Source organism: Serratia sp. NCCP-200, assembly GCF_059697885.1.
Map to the genome: position 1 here is coordinate 323,514 of NZ_BAAKUJ010000004.1, position 15,054 is coordinate 338,567.

The following is a 15,054-nucleotide window of genomic DNA, read 5'->3' on the forward strand; positions in this document are numbered from 1 at the left end:
GCCCAGCCAGGCTGAATTATGCTGTGGTTTCAATGCCCAAATACGCCAAGGAGAGAGCATGACCACTAGTCTGATGATCGCCAACCGGCAGGCCTGGTTTGGCAAGGGCAGCATCCAGCACCTGATCCCACTGCTCCAGGCAGAGCCGCAGACCACGCTGCTGTTCACCTGCCGATCGTTCCTTAACGGCACCCTCTATGCTGAACTGGCCCCGATGCTGACGCCGTTGCTGGTAGGCAAAGAAATTGTCGCCCATGAGGCCTCCCCGCAAGAAATCGACCAATGGGTAGCGCGCTGGCGAGGCCAGGTGCAAAGAGTGGTAGCCATCGGCGGAGGTAGCGTGCTGGATGCCGCCAAGGCGTTCGCTGCCCTGATCGAACACCCGCTGCCAACCCTGCGTTATATGGAAAAAGTGGGTGACAGCAAAATCAGTGGCGCAACACTGCCGTTGATTGCCATCCCCACCACCGCAGGCACCGGTAGCGAAGTAACCCAAAACGCAGTGATCACCGATACTCAGGTCACCAAGGTGAAAGCCTCTTTGCGGCATAATAACTTTGTGCCACAGGTGGCGATCCTCGACCCTGACCTGCTGAAAGGAGCGCCAGACCATGTACTGGCCTATTGCGCTATCGATGCCTTCACCCATCTGTTTGAAGCCTACCTTTCCAAGACGGCTAGCAGCCTGTCGCGCGAGATGTCGTTGAGTGGCATCCATCATTTCCTTTGCGCCTGGCCGGTGCTGAAACAGAGCGATGAGGCCCGCGAAGCGATTATGCAAGCTTCCTACCTGGGTGGCCTGACGTTGAGTATGGCGGGCCTGGGTGTGATCCACGGCATCGCGGGCGAGATAGGGGCATTGCGTGATTACCACCACGGCCAAGTGTGCGGCCGCCTGCTGCTGCCGTTCCTTGAATTGCTGGGAGAAAGCGAGCAGCCGCAACAACGTGCATTAATGACCGAGCTGGCCCTGCGGCTATTCCCTGAAGAGCAGGACAGCCCGGCGCGCTTTTTGATCGACTTTATCACGCGCCACGCCATCGCCCCGTTCTGGCAGGACGAGCTATCCCTTAGTCAGGCGGAACTGGCCATCGTACTGGAGAAGTCCAACAGCAAGAATTCCTGGCTCAGTTACACTAGCGAGCAACGGAGGTTAATGATCGATGGGGCGTTCTTGATTGAATGATAATATGATCAGCACTATAGGATCGCGGGAGCACAACAATGAGTTTGGTTGACTGGATTTTAGGCGGCATCGCCCTAGGGCTGATCGTCGGCGCGCTGATGAAGATATTCGGCAAGAAGAAAGACGATTAATACGGTGCTCCCCCTCTGCATTCAGAGGGGGAGCCGTTAAATGCGGCTCAGGCAGTCCAACGCCACCGCTTTGAAGCTGTCGAAATTGTCACTGCCCAGCAGGCGGGTCATCGAACGTTCTCGCACAAAGGTGACGAACAGATCGTAGATCGCCATCGCTTCTTCGTAATCGCTTTTGCTGATCGCCAGCAAGAAAATGACGTGTGCCACCTCACCTTCTCCCCACGGGATACCCTGCGGTGCCAGCAGCGTGACCACCACGGTCTTTTTCGCCAACAGCCCCAGAGAGTGCGGCAGAGCAATCCCCTCCCCCAGCAAGGTAGAAACGATGGCCTCCCGCTCAACGACCGAAGGGTAAAAATCACTGCCCACATAGCCTTCCTGCTCCAACTGAGCGCAAACTTTGCTAAACAGCTGCTCCTGCGTTAGCGGCTCGTTGACGATCATAAAGTGGTTGGCATCAAAGAATTTTTCCAACATATACGGCTTGGTACGATCGACCAGCACCAGCTTGCCCAACTGTTCTAGCTGATACTCCGTTGGGAACGGCGACATCACGACGACCGGCTTGTTCTTCTCGCTGATGCGCGCATTGGAAATGATAAAATCTTCGTCGATACTGGGGAGAATTTCGTAATCACGCAGCGAAACGATGCGCGTCACCACCAGTTGCGGGTACTTGCGCGCAATCTGCGCCTGGATCATCCGCACCGTAGAGTTACCGGTATCGCACACCAGCATCACCTGCGGATGGCGCTCATAGCCAATGTTGTAGTGCCGCTCCAGGCCGACGCCAATATGCAGTACCAGGTAGCCGATTTCGTTCTCGCTCAGGGTATAAGGCGTGTGTTTACCCCAGCTCGAGACCGCCGCCAGCGTCACATCATAGGCCATCGGATAATGCTGCTTGATATTGGCCAACAGCGGGTTCGGGATATTGATCTGGTATTTCACCCGGGTGATCATGGTTTTGATATGGGTGAGCAGATCGGCCCGCAGCTGCTTGTCGTTCTGCAAGTTGTAGTTATAGTGCGAGTTAATGTAGGACAGGATGTAATCCACCAGCGCCTCTTCGTCATCGGCGTTGATTTTGGTCGGCTGTACTTCCTGCACTCTTCTGGCAGCAATGTTGACCCGCAAATAGGCCTCTTCCGCCGCCGCAATCTCTTTACCCGTGGCCTTGCTCAGTTCACCCGCCAGCCAGGTTGACGCTTTGCGCACCGCATCATCACCGTCTTCCACGTCAAAATCCTGCAACGGATAGCCGTCCGTGATGCGCCGCAGCGCCACGGCACAGTAGAAGATCAGGTATTGCTCACCCTCATCGGTCAGACGAATGGCATATTGCGACAGCAGTGGGTGCAGCAACCCGGCAAAGGTCAATACCTGCGGCTGATGAAGGATGTCATTGTTCAGCAATGGATTTTCCGCATCCGCCAGATGCAGTTGAAACAGCAGATCGGTCAGGCAGGAGCGGATCGCCATTTCCGCACCAAACAGTTTCATACCATAGCGCGGCTTGGTTTCGATGGTTAACTGGTAATGCGCCAGGCGCTCTCTCACCTCAGCCATGTCGTTTTGCAGCGTACCTCGGCTGACAAACCATTCATCGGCCAGATCTTCCAGCTTCATCGAGAAGGCTGAGGTCAAAAAGCGAATCAACAGATAATGCACCCGCTCCTGCGCGCTGCGCGGCGTGGCGTGCTGTTTACGTTCCCGATGCTGGAGTGCGCTAAACCGGGCCTCATCATCAACCTGCAGGCGATATCCGGCCCCGCGGCTGTGGACAAACTGCGCACCAAAACTGGCCAGGATATCGTTCAGCGCGGTGATATCGGCGCGTACCGTGCGGGTAGACACGGCAAAACGCTTTGCCAGCTCGTCCTGCGGCAAGGTTTCAGACTGCAAAGCATCAAACAGCGATGCCAAACGTGGGTAGGGAAATCTCACCATTCTCTTTCCGTTATGAACGTGCCCGCCTGAGGGGTCAAGCGGGCAACTGGTTACTTCGCAGCTGGCAAGAACACCATTTGTGAAGGGCTGCCCACCGGGGTGTAGCCTTCAACAAAACTGAGCTTGCCGCTGAGCTGGTCTACGCTAAAGCGGGTTACGCTATCGCTACGCTGATTCATGGCATACAGATAACGGCCACTCGGATCCAAGGTGATAGTGCGCGGATAGTCGCCTCGCGTCCAAGTCTCTGCCACCGGTTTCAGTTCGCCCTCGCCGCTTACGCTGAACTGCGCAATGCTGTTGTGCAGACGATTGGCGACATACAGATTTTTACCATCCGCAGCCAAGGCCATGCCAGCGGCAAAGCTGGTCCCCTTATAATCGGCAGGCAGGGTTGAAACTGCATGTAACTGTTTCAGCGTCCCATTTTGGCTATCAAAGCGGTAGCTGGTTAGTGTAGATGCTTCCTCGTTGATTAGTAGGACAATTTTACCATTTGGATGAAATATGAAGTGGCGCGGGCCAGCTCCGGCGGAAGAGGCGGCGATCCACGGCGGATCGTTCGGCGTCAGCTTGCCGCTGGCGGCATCGAAACGCCACTGGTAGATACGATCCAGGCCCAGATCGGTAGAGAACACGAACTTGCCGCTCGGATCGCTGGCGATCATATGCGCATGCGGGCCATTGTGATCGCTGATGGCAAAGCTGCCTTCCACCGCGGCGGCGGGTTTGGCCGCACCCGCAGGGCCAATATCTTGTTGCACAGAACTGGCGGCTCCCAACTTGCCTTCGCTGTCGATCGGGAACACCGCAACGCTGCCGCTGACATAGTTAGCCACTAGCAGATGACGGCCATCCGGCGTCAGAGAAAGGTAAACCGGCCCCGCGCCTTGTGAATCCACCTGATTAAGCGGCGTCAGGCTGCCGTCCTGAGGATTGATGCGATAGGCGACAATGCCCCCGTGCTGGGTGCCATTAAAATCTGCCACCTCGCTGGCAACGTACAGCGTCTGTCCTTTGGCATCGGTGACCAGTTGGGCCGGATTAGGCAGGCTGCTGACCAATGTCTTGGCACTCAGCGCCCCGGTTTGCGCATCCACCTGCATGCGATAAACTCCCTCACCGTTCGGGTTATAGGTACCAATATAGGCAAAATGAGACGACGTGGGTTTCATTGCATCCTCAGCATGTAACGCCGGGCTGGCGATAGCCAACAACGCCAGGGACAGCGCGCTCCACAGCGGAGCGATTCGTAATTTCGAAGCCTGCCAGTTTCGCATAGTTATCCTTTTGACCGATAGATAGGGACAAAAAGATGCCCCTCACCCTAACCCTCTCCCAAAGGGAGAGGGGACCGAACGTGCCACAACTTAACTCCAGTATCCAACTGCCATATCAAATCGAACATGCCACTGCTTTACACCACACCTAACCACAACTCCGTACCAGCTCCCTCTCCCGAAAGGTGAGGGGACAGAACGTGCCACAACTTAACTCCAGTATCCAACCGCCACACCTAACTACAACACCGTCCCCCGCCTCAAGGTAGTTAAACAAGCTACAGACTCACTCCTGCACCTGATAACAGCTCCAAACAGCTCCCTCTCCCTGTGGGAGAGGGTTGGGGTGAGGGGCCGCGGATTTACCCCACCAGCCGCTTGGTGATCTCCAGCAGCGTTTTGACATCTTGCGGGCGAGTATCACCACTGGTGGAATCAATAATGGAACTGTAGATATGCGGGATCACCTGCTTCACACCGGCTTTCAACGCAATCTCCAGGATCGGTTCGAAGTTTTCCAGATCGATGCCCCCAGTCGGCTCCAGCATAAAGTCATGCTCGGCACAGGCTTTCGCCACGTACTCATATTCGTCCTGATGCTTCAGGCCGCCCATCGGGAAATACTTAATCGAGCTGCCGCCCATGTCTTTCAACAACGCAATCGCGGTCTCTACCGGCACGATACCATCCGCTGCCTGAGCACTCAGCGGCCCGGTGGAAATCTTCACCCATCCCACGCGACCGGTTGGGGAGACCAGGCCGTTCACCACGGTTTGGTTTTGCTTCAGCAATGCACGGCTGGCACCGACGCCGGTGAATACCTGGTTCACATGCTGGGGTTGGACATGCTCGGAGATCAGGCTGACCATATTCGACTGCTTGGGATCGCCAGCTCCCAGGCCCACGGAAAGCGCGTTCTCGATCAGGCGTGCATAACGCGACATATCCGCCACGGCACTCTCAACGTCTGGATAGTTTTTGGAAAGAACGCCCACCAGCACGTGCCCCTGCGCCGCATTATAGATGTCCTGCGCGTTGGCTTTTGAGCCAGCCAGTACGTTGAGGCAAACGCGGTCTTTATAGTAATTAGGCTTCAGCTTCATGCTTGGTTCTCCGTAAACAGATTTTTAATACAGGTAAAGACGGTCATCAGCTGCTGCTCGTTCACGCTGCGGACATCCACCTCAATCTTGCCTTCGTTGGCCTTGTAGCCACGGAAATAGATGGCGATATCACCGGTTTTCAGCCGTTGGACAATGTCTACGGTCGACATCCCCAACACAGCTTCATCAAAGGTGATTTCAACGCGGGCAATATCGCGCCCTGCGCTGTCCCAGACGGTTTTGGCACTGATGCCATTCAGGGTATTCAGTTGGCTGATAAACGGCGTCATGCGCTCTACCATTTGTGCACCGGTGGTTTTCTCCGACGTCAGGTAGCTTTCAATCGCCTGCGTCAGGCCGAGGATGCCCTCTTTACCCACCTTCATCGCCCGGCCAATACCACCAGACTGCTGCTTCACCCACTCTACGTATTGCTTCTTGCCGATCACCAGCCCGCTGGTTGGCCCTTCAATAGCCTTGGCACCGCTGTAGATCACCAGATCGGCCCCCATCTGGTAGTAACACATCAGATCTTCTTCGGCAGCGGCATCGACGATCAACGGCAGGTTATGCTTACGTGCCACCACGGCAGCCTGTTCGACGGAGAGCATGCTTTTCTGCACGCAGTGGTGAGACTTTATGTACAGAATGGCCGCGGTCTGCGAGGTAATGCAGGCTTCAATCTGCTCAGGGGAACATTCGTTGGCATAGCCCGCTTCCACCACCTTGCCGCCACCAAGGGCGACCATGGTATCCACCGGCGCACCAAAGTTGACGTTATGGCCACGCGGCAACACGATCTCGCGCGGCTCGTTCACCGTAGCGGAATGCAGGTTGACCAACAGATTGGCGTTGTCCTTGACGATCACCGCCGCCACTGACTGGGCAATACCGGCAGAAGCGCAGGAAACAATCACCGCGTCTTCCACATTCAGCAGGCCAGCAATATACGCTCCGGTCTTGTTGACCAGATCTTTGATTTCAAAGTAATGGTTGAGGCCATAATTCACCACATCAACCACCTCCTGGCGTGGCGTAGAAACGCCAAGTGCGGTCATGCGACCGGAAGTGTTGATCACCTGCTTTAAATTATATTTTTCATAGAGTGAAGACATGAGCGGCTTTCCCTTGTTCGGTTAATAGGATTTCCCCGGCTACCACGGCGGCCAGCGGCACCAACAGTTGTTCGCCATTCACGGACTCCCCTTCGGAGTCGGCAAACACCTGCGGCCCCTGGCGGAGATCAAAAATGGTCAGGTCGGCATCAAAGCCGGGTTTCAGCTGCCCCTTGGTGGTCAGGCGCAACGCCGCAGCGGCATTTTCCGTTACGCAGCCAATGACCTGCGCCAGAGAAAGCCCAACGGTAAAGAATTTGGACATCACCGTCGCCAGACTGTGCACGGGGCCAGCCAGACGGTTGCGGCAGTAGATATCGGAACTGATGGTGTGTGGGAAGATCCCCAGCGCGATGGCCTGACGGGCAACCTCAAAGCTGAAGCTGGCCGAACCGTGGCCCACATCAAGCAGCACGCCACGTTTTAACGCACGTTGGATCGACTCGCGCAGCGTACCTGCCGGGGTCAGAATGCGGTTCGGTTTACCGTTGTAGCAGTGAGTGATGATGTCGCCCTGGGTCAGCAGATCGGCGATCTCGTCCAGATCCGGCGGATTGTTGCCAATATGCACCATCAGCGGCAGTTGCTGGTTTTCCTGTTGGATCTCTTTGGCCAACACCAACGGTTTGGTGCCGTTCTGGCCCACGACGCTGCTGCTCATGCGCGCCTTGATACCAATGACAAACCCAGGCTTGCCGTCGATGGCCTGTTTAACCTGCTGCTTATTGATATCCGCCATATCGGCCAGTTCATTCTGCCTTAGCAGACCGATACGCGAGATATTGAGGAAGGCAAAGACGTTGGTTTTGGCGCTGCGCGTCAGGGCATAGAATTCATCGATATCGTCAGTGCCGGTGCTGCCAGCATCCACCACAGAGGTGACGCCGCTGCTCACGCCCACCAGGTCCGGATCGTCATGATAAATCGGTGAAGAGGGATAACAGTGTACGTGAGAGTCGATCCAGCCAGCGCTCAGGCGGTAGTTCCCCGCCAGATCCAGTTGTTTGTGGGCACTGGCGTCAGCCGCCAACTGCCCGACGACGGCAATCTTACCCGCCTCAATAGCCACATCGGCCAGTGTGTCGTCCACCAGCCTGGCGCGCCGGATGATTAGGTCATACATACTTCGCTACTCCTTGCCAAACCCTGGGCAGTTAACCCAGGGCTTGGGACTTGATTAAGAAATGGCTACCGGGAAGAATGCCCCCAAGATCATGGCCCCCAGGATCGCGCCGCCGGTGATCGGCTTGCCCCAGATGTAGAACAGCAGCGCACCCAGCAGGGAACCCAGGCCGATCGGGATCGAAGCTGCCATGGCAGACAGGATGATCAACGGCCCAAGGAAACGCCCGGAAGAGTTACCTGCCCCCATCATCACGTCCGCCCCGTAGGTGGAGTCGCTCTGGCTGATGGTAAATTTACGCGCCAGGATAATCAGGTAACCAATCGCCAGGCCAATGACCAGGCCAGTAACCAGCGAGGCGGCAAAGTTGGCTACCGGGAAGACAATCCCCGCGCCCAGCAACAGCGCAGGAACACCCAGGCCAACCCCGGTCTGGATCGCCCCGCCGATATCCAGGATCCCTACCAGAGAACCTTCGATAATGCGGGCAAACAGGAAGCTGGCACCGAACGCCGCCACCGCACCGTAAACTCCGGTGTCCATCCCGGCACGCAGCATGGAAACGAAGGCCACTTCGTTAAACGCGCCTATGCCATACAGGTAATACATGTGTGTCCCGGCAAACACGCCGGACGAGAGCAGGCCAACAAAAATCGGGAACGACCAGTCGGCATACCAGAAGCCTTTGTCTGCTTGTGCTTCCATCATTCAGCTCCTTATTTTCCGCTCAGGGTGTTATGAATGGCATCCAGCCAGCCAGGCACGCCCAGGCTGAAGGATTCGAGAACTTTCATATCAAAGCCGCGGAAGAAGCCGCTCAGCACGAACAGCAGCACAATCGCCACCATCATGATCTTGGTGACTTTGTTCCAGCCGCTTTCTTCAACGCCCTTGCCAATCAGGATACCCAGCACCAGACCCGGTACGGCGTTACCCATGATCAGCTGTGCCAGACCACCGAAGATGGTGCCCCAGAAGCCAGAACGTTTGCCCGCTTCGATCGCCGCCAGCCAGAAGATCACCGGCATGACGGTGTTCACCAGCAGGTTGGCTGCTGGAACCAACACTTTGATGGCCGTGACCTGCAAGGCTGCAGGCACTGCCGAAGCGGTGGTGTTAAGGAAGGCCACGACCAAAATGCCGATGATGCCGCAAGCGATGGCCATCTTTTTTGGATCGTGCATGGTTTCCGCGACGTTGCGGTTTTTGATCATCAGGGCTGCTGCGCCCCAGTTAGGAATGATGCGATGGTCAACGTCCTGCGTGAAGGCACCCGCCGCCACTGAAGACGCCCAGGCGTTGAAGAAGAAGCCCAGACCAAATGAGAAATGAGAAGCCGGATCGCCTTCGCAGGAGTTCAGCTCACCCAAGGTACGGAACGCTCCCATACCCTGCGTCGTCGGTGCGTGGAACATACGTGCAGCACCGGCCCCTACACCGACGCCAACCAGCCCGCCGATAATAATCGACTTAAATAAGATGATTAAAAACATCAGAATATCCTTCTTATGTCATGCCCAGTGGATCCCAAGACGCAGCCATAGCGGCTATAGCTTGAAACACGACGGATATAACGTTTTTATTTCTGGGTGAAGACCACCTTTTCGGTATTGATGATCGTCACGTTCACGGTTATTTCTAATGAAACGGCATAGCTTTTTCTTTCACGCGCCAGGAAGAAGAAAAGAAACTTTTCTTTGGTGGTTCTCTCTTCCGCCTTTACTATTTTGACATCCTGCGGTTCGATACGCAGCAGAACATTATTGGTGGATTTTAAAATCACGCCCTGTACATTCGCTAATGCACCGGCAAAGGCTTTAGCTTTACTATCGCCTTTGCCCTCCACGTTAACCGAGGTGGTATAAGTCTCTTTCATTACGGATTGCCGTATTTTTTGACATACGCTTCCACTAGCCGCTGGCCTAATTCTTCTTTATCCATAAAGCCAAAGCCTAATACATTGCAGCCTTCGTTAATTGCCGTTACGCCTTCTTCGATAGAACGCATACCATATCTGGATTTATAACCATATTTGGTCTGTGCGGTGATCGCCCCAGCGCCACCGCTGCCGCAGAAGGAAATGCCCAGTTGCGCATTCTCTGCTTTCATCACGTCACCCAGCTTCATATCCGCCGCCATACCAGGGATCACAATCACCTTGGCACCCGCATTTTCAACGCCTTGGCCCACTTTCTGGCCTTTACCCAGCCGATCGCCGATCACTACAGTAATTTGTCCCATGGGGTTTTTCTCCTGAATAATTTTAATCAATTAAACGTTATTGGTCGTTATCTTTAGCCACTTCAAAATGAACCGAAAGCAGATACGCCTCTTCAATCGGTAACGTGGCAAACTTATTTACCACTCGCTCTGCCAGTTGCATCGATCCGGCAGAAATTTCATCAAACAGTGATTTATCAACTTCCGGCAAGGGCTCACCCGTTATTGAGCGCAACACCATCGCGCGGATATGGGATTCCAACATTTGTTGTTGCACCGCATTGGTGTAAATATTCTCTTCACCTAACATGGCGGTAATATCGGCCAACAATTGAGTAGTAATCGCTGCGGCCTCACTGATGTCAGTCTGTTCCCTGTTACTTACCGAAGCAGTTCCGTCATTCACTTTGCAGTCACCTCTGGATCCAGCTATTTATCCGTTAACGGTAAAGCGCTTTACCTTTACCCGCTTTCTTTGATGTCTTTACCCTAACCTTTGGGGCATTGCTTGTGTAGCGCGTTTTTTTCCAGTTCGAAATGGAAATTAAGTGACTCCAGGGGATCCATTTCGCAAAATCGGGGGTTTTTACGCTAAGTAAATGAGATTGCAAAAAGAGTTTGCAACGCAGAGTTGCCAGTTGGCAGCGCGGAGCAAAAAACTTCGTGATCGAGATCTCTTTCTTTTCCGGCCCTAACAGCCTACTATCAGTAGGACAAACCGACATTTTTCACACCCCCGCTCCCAAAGGTGCGGGGGTGTTGCTTTTGTGTTGTTTTCCGAATTTATGGCGCAGAAAGGGCGCCCTTTGATTGGACTGGAGAGTGGAATGACCAAACCAACCATTACCATTAATGAGCTGGATGCGGAACGCCTGGATGCGCTACTGGCACAGCCAGCCTTTGCCAATACTGACGTCGCCGCCGCGCTGAACTCTGAGCTGGATCGTGCTGACATTGTGCCAGCATCGCAGATCCCTGCACACGTCGTCACCATGAACAGCCGCGTACGTTTTCGCGATCTGCATACTTCAGAAGAACATGTGCGCACGCTGGTTTACCCTGCTTCTCTCAAAGACAGCGCTGAACAGCTGTCGGTGATGGCACCTCTGGGTGCCGCACTGCTGGGAATGCACGTGGGTAAACAGATCAATTGGCAATTGCCAAACGGCGAAGAAGCCCGCATTGAAGTGTTGGAATTGCTGTATCAACCTGAGGCTGCGGGCGAGTATCACCGCTAAGTCAGGTTTCCGGGCGGCCATTCAGCCGCCCTTTTTGTCAACGCTACGTTGATTGCCGCAGTACGCTTAACGGAATTTCTTGTGATTGGCATCGCGGGTTTGCTTGAAGCCCTGCGCCACTTTACGCGCGTCCTCCAGTTTGCCCTGATTCGCCAGCGCCATTGACTGATCGATCTGCCCGATCAGCGTCGCCAGCCCTTGCCGGAACTCCTTCATCTCCGGGCTGTCTGGTGCTTTGTTTTCCAGCTTCGGCGGTGTGCCTTTCTGGGCATCCGTAGCCGCAGCACGCATATTCTGCAGGCTCTGCTTGAAGGTATCGGTGGAGTCGGTTTTCAATACAATTTTGTAATTGGCGGCCAGGGTATCCATGTCATCGGCCAGTTCGGCTGCCATCCCCCATGAACTGGCTCCCAGCAGCGTCAGTGCTGCCAACACTTTCAATGTCTTCTTCATGCTCACCTTCCCGTTATTGTTTTAGTTAACCCGTTATAAACATAGGCATGGAACGGTAAAACCGATACCGGATATTTGTAAGGAAGGTTGAAGCGGAGGAGTGGGGAGGAGCCGAGATACCCCTCACCCTAACCCTCTCCCAAAGGGAGAGGGGACTGGAACGTGCTACAAATTAGCCCCTGCACACCACTCAGAGCCAGTTACCCAATCTCGGGGAAACCGTCCCACACCTGACCACAACGCTGAAGCAGCTCCCTCTCCCTGTGGGAGAGGGTTGGGGTGAGGGGGGATTACTGCCCTGCGATCTTCATTTCCGGCAGCAGCACGGAACCGCACTGGATATTGCTGCGCAGTTCGATATCGCTGCCGATGCTGACGATATTGCGCAGCATATCTTTCAGGTTGCCGGCAATGGTGATCTCGCTGACCGGATACTGGATCTCACCGTTTTCAACCCAGAAGCCAGAAGCTCCGCGTGAGTAATCGCCGGTAATCCCGCTGACGCCCTGCCCCATCAGTTCAGTGACCACCAGACCGGTGCCCAACTGTTTGAGCATGCCCGCAAAGTCATCGCCCTGACCGGCAATGCGCCAGTTATGGATCCCGCCCGCATGACCGGTGCTATGCAGCCCCAATTTACGCGCCGCGTAGCTGGTCAGCAGCCAGGTTTCCAGCACGCCGTCTTTAACGATGTCGCGGCGCTGGGTGCGTACACCTTCGCTGTCGAACGGCGTAGAGGCCAGCCCTTTCAGCAAGTGCGGATGTTCTTCAATGGTCATCCACTCCGGCAGGATCTGTTTACCCAACGAATCCAGCAGGAAGGTGGATTTGCGATAAACGCTGCTACCGCTGATAGCACCCACCAGGTGGCCAAACAGGCCAGTTGCCACTTCTGAGGCGAACAGCACCGGCGCTTTCATGGTTGACAGCTTGCGTGGGGAAAGACGTGCCAGCGTGCGGCGGGCGCATTCCTGGCCGACCCACTCAGGGCTGGCCATATCATTCATCGCCCGGCCAATGGTGTAGGCATAATCCCGCTCCATATCGCCATCATGCTCGGCAATCACACAGCTGGAGAGCGAGTGACGGCTGGAGCAATAGCTTTGCAGCATGCCGTGGCTGTTGCCGAAGACCTTGATACCGTAATGGCTGTTGAAGCTGCCGCCTTCGGTATTGGTAATCCGCTTGTCGGCCGCCAGCGAAGCCTGTTCGGCACGGGCTGCCAGCTCGATACCACGTTCGGCATCCAGTTCGGTGGGGTGGAACAGGTCCAGATCCGGCGCGTCAAACGCCAGTAGATCTTTTTCCGCCGGGCCAGCATGGGGATCAGGTGAAGTGTAACGCGCAATATCTAGCGCCGCCTGCACGGTACGGGCAATGGCATCCGGATTAAGATCGGTGGAAGAGGCACTGCCTTTGCGGTTTTGATAATAGACGGTAATGCCTAACGCGCCGTCGCTGTTGAATTCGACGTTCTCCACCTCGCCGAAGCGGGTGCTGACGCTGATACCGGTGGTTTTGCTCACGGCAACTTCTGCCGCATCGGAACCGGCGCGTGCCAGCTCCAGCGCCTGTGAAACGGCGTGTTCCAGCGCTTTGCGCTGCTCTGCAACTTGGGTGACTACTTTCATCAATCGGCCATAGTTAATCAGAAAATCGTTGAGAAAAGTGCCGTGTCGGCATGGTTTTGCGCGCAATAACGCGCCAAAATAATTTCAGGCTGCGCCCGCTGGCCACAGCCCGATGTACTTTTGAGTCTAACAGGAACCGCGTGGAATTTCGCATAAAGCCGGCAACCTGTTAGGATTAGCCTCTTTTTAACGGAGCCTACCATGAACAAACAGCCTGAAGACTGGCTCGACGAAGTCCCGGAGAACGAAAACGAGGACGATGACGAGATTATCTGGGTCAGTAAAAGTGAAATTAAACGTGATGCCGAAGCGCTGAAAGACCTGGGAACCGAACTGGTTGAACTGGGTAAAAACGCCTTGGAACGCATCCCGCTGGATGAAGATCTGCGTGCCGCCATCGAACTGGCGCAGAAGATCAAGAAAGAAGGCCGCCGCCGCCAGATCCAACTGATCGGTAAAATGCTGCGTGCTCGCGATGTCGAACCGATCCAGACCGCGCTCGACAAGCTGAAGAATCGCCATAACCAACAGGTTTCGCTGTTCCACAAGCTGGAAGCGCTGCGCGATCGCCTGGTAGCAGAAGGTGATGACGCGATCCCGTCCGTGCTGGATCTGTATCCACAGGCCGATCGCCAACAGTTGCGCGCCCTGATACGTAACGCACAGAAAGAGCAGGCCGCTAACAAGCCGCCAAAATCATTCCGCCAAATCTTCCAGTACTTGCGAGAGCTGGCAGAGGCACAACAGTGATTGTCAGCGGCATCGCTGCGGGATGGACCCCGTTCATCCCCGCTGATGCGTCGCTGTGCTGCTCGTTTCACGGATATTGAACCGCAGGTTGCCCTCCAGCTCTTCCTCCGCTTCTTCAAACAACAGAATAATGGCACCAAAGCGGCGTTTGCTGCGGGCGTTGAGATTGAGAAATTCAATCTCGACCGGCAGGCTGATGTCGCCGGTCACCACGTCCCACAGCGCGTCCAGGTTGGCGCCAAATCCTTCACCCAGTGCAAACCGCTCGGCAAAGTGGCGATAGAACGCTGGCAAGTCCGCTATCTGGTTAAAATCGAACTCTATTTTCCCCATCGGCTCACTCCATCCGCATGAAGTTCTTATAATGGTCGCGTGTGACATAAATCAGACCGTCACTGGAATACAACAGCCGATCGGCACCGCGTCGGCCGCATTGGTAGTTGATATCCGCTTCGCGCCATACCCGGTTGTTGGCGGTCGGTAATTGCCCTTCACGGTTGGAAAAACGGTCGCCGCCAATGGCCTTGCCCGGCAATACCTTGCACAGATTACCGTCACGCGCATCCCAACCCTGCTCACGAGCCTGTTTTTTGGTGATGTAGTAATCAGGCAGGCGCTGGTGCTGTTGCACGTAGCTGACCACCCGCTGCTGCTGCGTCAGTTGTTCAATACTCTCTGCCGCCGGGGTCGAATCGTTGGTCAGAGCCCGATCGCCATCCCCTTGCAGCGCACTGAATCCCGCCACCAGCAAAGCAATCAACATCGCAATAAGCGTACGTTTATTCATACCGTCCCTGCATATATAGCAAAAATTAATGAATCAAAGATGACCAAGATGTAACCATTTCGCATCCAAAAGGCCTGACGCCCG

17 protein-coding genes are annotated in these 15,054 nt (G+C 55.1%); 3 read left to right on the top strand and 14 right to left on the bottom strand.

All coding sequences use genetic code 11. The features are described from left to right. Positions 1–58: 58 nt before the first annotated feature. Positions 59–1,186, top strand: a complete 1,128-nt coding sequence (locus tag AC6HVW_RS15930; protein WP_071682639.1) for an iron-containing alcohol dehydrogenase — start codon at positions 59–61, stop codon at positions 1,184–1,186. A gap of 167 nt (positions 1,187–1,353) precedes the next feature. Here AC6HVW_RS15930 and AC6HVW_RS15935 read toward each other — a convergent pair whose 3' ends face one another. From AC6HVW_RS15935 to AC6HVW_RS15980, 10 genes are all read right to left on the bottom strand, one after another. Then, complete coding sequence (locus AC6HVW_RS15935) at positions 1,354–3,270, bottom strand: BglG family transcription antiterminator (RefSeq protein WP_071682640.1); 1,917 nt, start codon at positions 3,268–3,270, stop codon at positions 1,354–1,356. Between the two features lie 50 nt (positions 3,271–3,320). Continuing rightward, complete coding sequence (locus AC6HVW_RS15940) at positions 3,321–4,550, bottom strand: lactonase family protein (RefSeq protein WP_497569543.1); 1,230 nt, start codon at positions 4,548–4,550, stop codon at positions 3,321–3,323. A gap of 362 nt (positions 4,551–4,912) precedes the next feature. Continuing rightward, entirely contained in the window at positions 4,913–5,653 is a 741-nt protein-coding gene (dagF, locus tag AC6HVW_RS15945) for a 2-dehydro-3-deoxy-phosphogluconate aldolase (RefSeq protein ID WP_071681494.1), read from the bottom strand. Next, a complete protein-coding gene (locus AC6HVW_RS15950) occupies positions 5,650–6,768 on the bottom strand; it encodes a DgaE family pyridoxal phosphate-dependent ammonia lyase (protein WP_179252899.1) in 1,119 nt (372 codons plus the stop codon). Before AC6HVW_RS15950 ends, dagF begins: the two co-directional genes overlap by 4 nt. Next, positions 6,752–7,891 carry an amidohydrolase/deacetylase family metallohydrolase gene (locus AC6HVW_RS15955; protein ID WP_179250582.1) on the bottom strand — a complete coding sequence of 380 codons (1,140 nt, stop codon included), beginning with the start codon at positions 7,889–7,891 and terminating at the stop codon, positions 6,752–6,754. Before AC6HVW_RS15955 ends, AC6HVW_RS15950 begins: the two co-directional genes overlap by 17 nt. A 54-nt stretch (positions 7,892–7,945) precedes the next feature. Further along, the gene (locus AC6HVW_RS15960) at positions 7,946–8,596 is read right to left on the bottom strand and encodes a DUF4310 family protein (protein ID WP_037376237.1); all 651 of its coding nucleotides are present in this window, start codon (positions 8,594–8,596) and stop codon (positions 7,946–7,948) included. An 11-nt stretch (positions 8,597–8,607) separates the two neighbouring features. After that, positions 8,608–9,384 carry a DUF4311 domain-containing protein gene (locus tag AC6HVW_RS15965; protein ID WP_021180718.1) on the bottom strand — a complete coding sequence of 259 codons (777 nt, stop codon included), beginning with the start codon at positions 9,382–9,384 and terminating at the stop codon, positions 8,608–8,610. Between the two features lie 86 nt (positions 9,385–9,470). After that, positions 9,471–9,767 (bottom strand): DUF4312 family protein, encoded by a 297-nt coding sequence (locus AC6HVW_RS15970; RefSeq protein ID WP_021180719.1) that lies wholly within the window; start codon positions 9,765–9,767, stop codon positions 9,471–9,473. Continuing rightward, positions 9,767–10,132 carry a glycine-rich SFCGS family protein gene (locus tag AC6HVW_RS15975; protein ID WP_021180720.1) on the bottom strand — a complete coding sequence of 122 codons (366 nt, stop codon included), beginning with the start codon at positions 10,130–10,132 and terminating at the stop codon, positions 9,767–9,769. The genes AC6HVW_RS15970 and AC6HVW_RS15975 overlap by 1 nt, the downstream gene beginning before the upstream one ends. Before the next feature lie 37 nt (positions 10,133–10,169). After that, positions 10,170–10,472 carry a glycine dehydrogenase gene (locus AC6HVW_RS15980; protein ID WP_370572534.1) on the bottom strand — a complete coding sequence of 101 codons (303 nt, stop codon included), beginning with the start codon at positions 10,470–10,472 and terminating at the stop codon, positions 10,170–10,172. Positions 10,473–10,938: 466 nt separating this feature from the next. On the opposite strand from AC6HVW_RS15980, the gene rnk reads away from it, so the two are divergent. Beyond that, entirely contained in the window at positions 10,939–11,349 is a 411-nt protein-coding gene (gene rnk / locus AC6HVW_RS15985; RefSeq protein WP_071681500.1) for a nucleoside diphosphate kinase regulator, read from the top strand. 66 nt (positions 11,350–11,415) lie between these two features. On the opposite strand, the gene cybC is transcribed toward rnk, so the two are convergent. After that, complete coding sequence (gene cybC, locus AC6HVW_RS15990) at positions 11,416–11,802, bottom strand: cytochrome b562 (RefSeq protein WP_071681502.1); 387 nt, start codon at positions 11,800–11,802, stop codon at positions 11,416–11,418. Positions 11,803–12,092: 290 nt separating this feature from the next. Next, positions 12,093–13,433, bottom strand: coding sequence for a metalloprotease PmbA (gene pmbA, locus AC6HVW_RS15995; protein ID WP_021180725.1), 1,341 nt, complete (start codon positions 13,431–13,433; stop codon positions 12,093–12,095). 201 nt (positions 13,434–13,634) lie between these two features. Here pmbA and yjgA point away from each other — a divergent pair, with 201 nt between their 5' ends. Continuing rightward, positions 13,635–14,183 (top strand): ribosome biogenesis factor YjgA, encoded by a 549-nt coding sequence (yjgA, locus tag AC6HVW_RS16000; RefSeq protein ID WP_021180727.1) that lies wholly within the window; start codon positions 13,635–13,637, stop codon positions 14,181–14,183. A 33-nt stretch (positions 14,184–14,216) separates the two neighbouring features. Here yjgA and AC6HVW_RS16005 read toward each other — a convergent pair whose 3' ends face one another. Together AC6HVW_RS16005 and AC6HVW_RS16010 are read right to left on the bottom strand one after the other, a co-directional pair. Further along, entirely contained in the window at positions 14,217–14,516 is a 300-nt protein-coding gene (locus tag AC6HVW_RS16005) for a barstar family protein (RefSeq protein WP_021180728.1), read from the bottom strand. Between the two features lie 4 nt (positions 14,517–14,520). Further along, positions 14,521–14,970, bottom strand: a complete 450-nt coding sequence (locus AC6HVW_RS16010) for a ribonuclease (protein WP_021806977.1) — start codon at positions 14,968–14,970, stop codon at positions 14,521–14,523. Positions 14,971–15,054 lie beyond the last annotated feature (84 nt).

Bases quoted from the DNA above. Each gene is read 5' to 3' on its own strand.
- AC6HVW_RS15930 (WP_071682639.1), top strand. From the start codon at position 59: ATGACCACTAGTCTGATGATCGCCAACCGGCAGGCCTGGTTTGGCAAG.
- AC6HVW_RS15935 (WP_071682640.1), bottom strand. From the start codon at position 3,270: ATGGTGAGATTTCCCTACCCACGTTTGGCATCGCTGTTTGATGCTTTG.
- AC6HVW_RS15940 (WP_497569543.1), bottom strand. From the start codon at position 4,550: ATGCGAAACTGGCAGGCTTCGAAATTACGAATCGCTCCGCTGTGGAGC.
- dagF (WP_071681494.1), bottom strand. From the start codon at position 5,653: ATGAAGCTGAAGCCTAATTACTATAAAGACCGCGTTTGCCTCAACGTA.
- AC6HVW_RS15950 (WP_179252899.1), bottom strand. From the start codon at position 6,768: ATGTCTTCACTCTATGAAAAATATAATTTAAAGCAGGTGATCAACACT.
- AC6HVW_RS15955 (WP_179250582.1), bottom strand. From the start codon at position 7,891: ATGTATGACCTAATCATCCGGCGCGCCAGGCTGGTGGACGACACACTG.
- AC6HVW_RS15960 (WP_037376237.1), bottom strand. From the start codon at position 8,596: ATGGAAGCACAAGCAGACAAAGGCTTCTGGTATGCCGACTGGTCGTTC.
- AC6HVW_RS15965 (WP_021180718.1), bottom strand. From the start codon at position 9,384: ATGTTTTTAATCATCTTATTTAAGTCGATTATTATCGGCGGGCTGGTT.
- AC6HVW_RS15970 (WP_021180719.1), bottom strand. From the start codon at position 9,767: ATGAAAGAGACTTATACCACCTCGGTTAACGTGGAGGGCAAAGGCGAT.
- AC6HVW_RS15975 (WP_021180720.1), bottom strand. From the start codon at position 10,132: ATGGGACAAATTACTGTAGTGATCGGCGATCGGCTGGGTAAAGGCCAG.
- rnk (WP_071681500.1), top strand. From the start codon at position 10,939: ATGACCAAACCAACCATTACCATTAATGAGCTGGATGCGGAACGCCTG.
- cybC (WP_071681502.1), bottom strand. From the start codon at position 11,802: ATGAAGAAGACATTGAAAGTGTTGGCAGCACTGACGCTGCTGGGAGCC.
- pmbA (WP_021180725.1), bottom strand. From the start codon at position 13,433: ATGAAAGTAGTCACCCAAGTTGCAGAGCAGCGCAAAGCGCTGGAACAC.
- yjgA (WP_021180727.1), top strand. From the start codon at position 13,635: ATGAACAAACAGCCTGAAGACTGGCTCGACGAAGTCCCGGAGAACGAA.
- AC6HVW_RS16005 (WP_021180728.1), bottom strand. From the start codon at position 14,516: ATGGGGAAAATAGAGTTCGATTTTAACCAGATAGCGGACTTGCCAGCG.
- AC6HVW_RS16010 (WP_021806977.1), bottom strand. From the start codon at position 14,970: ATGAATAAACGTACGCTTATTGCGATGTTGATTGCTTTGCTGGTGGCG.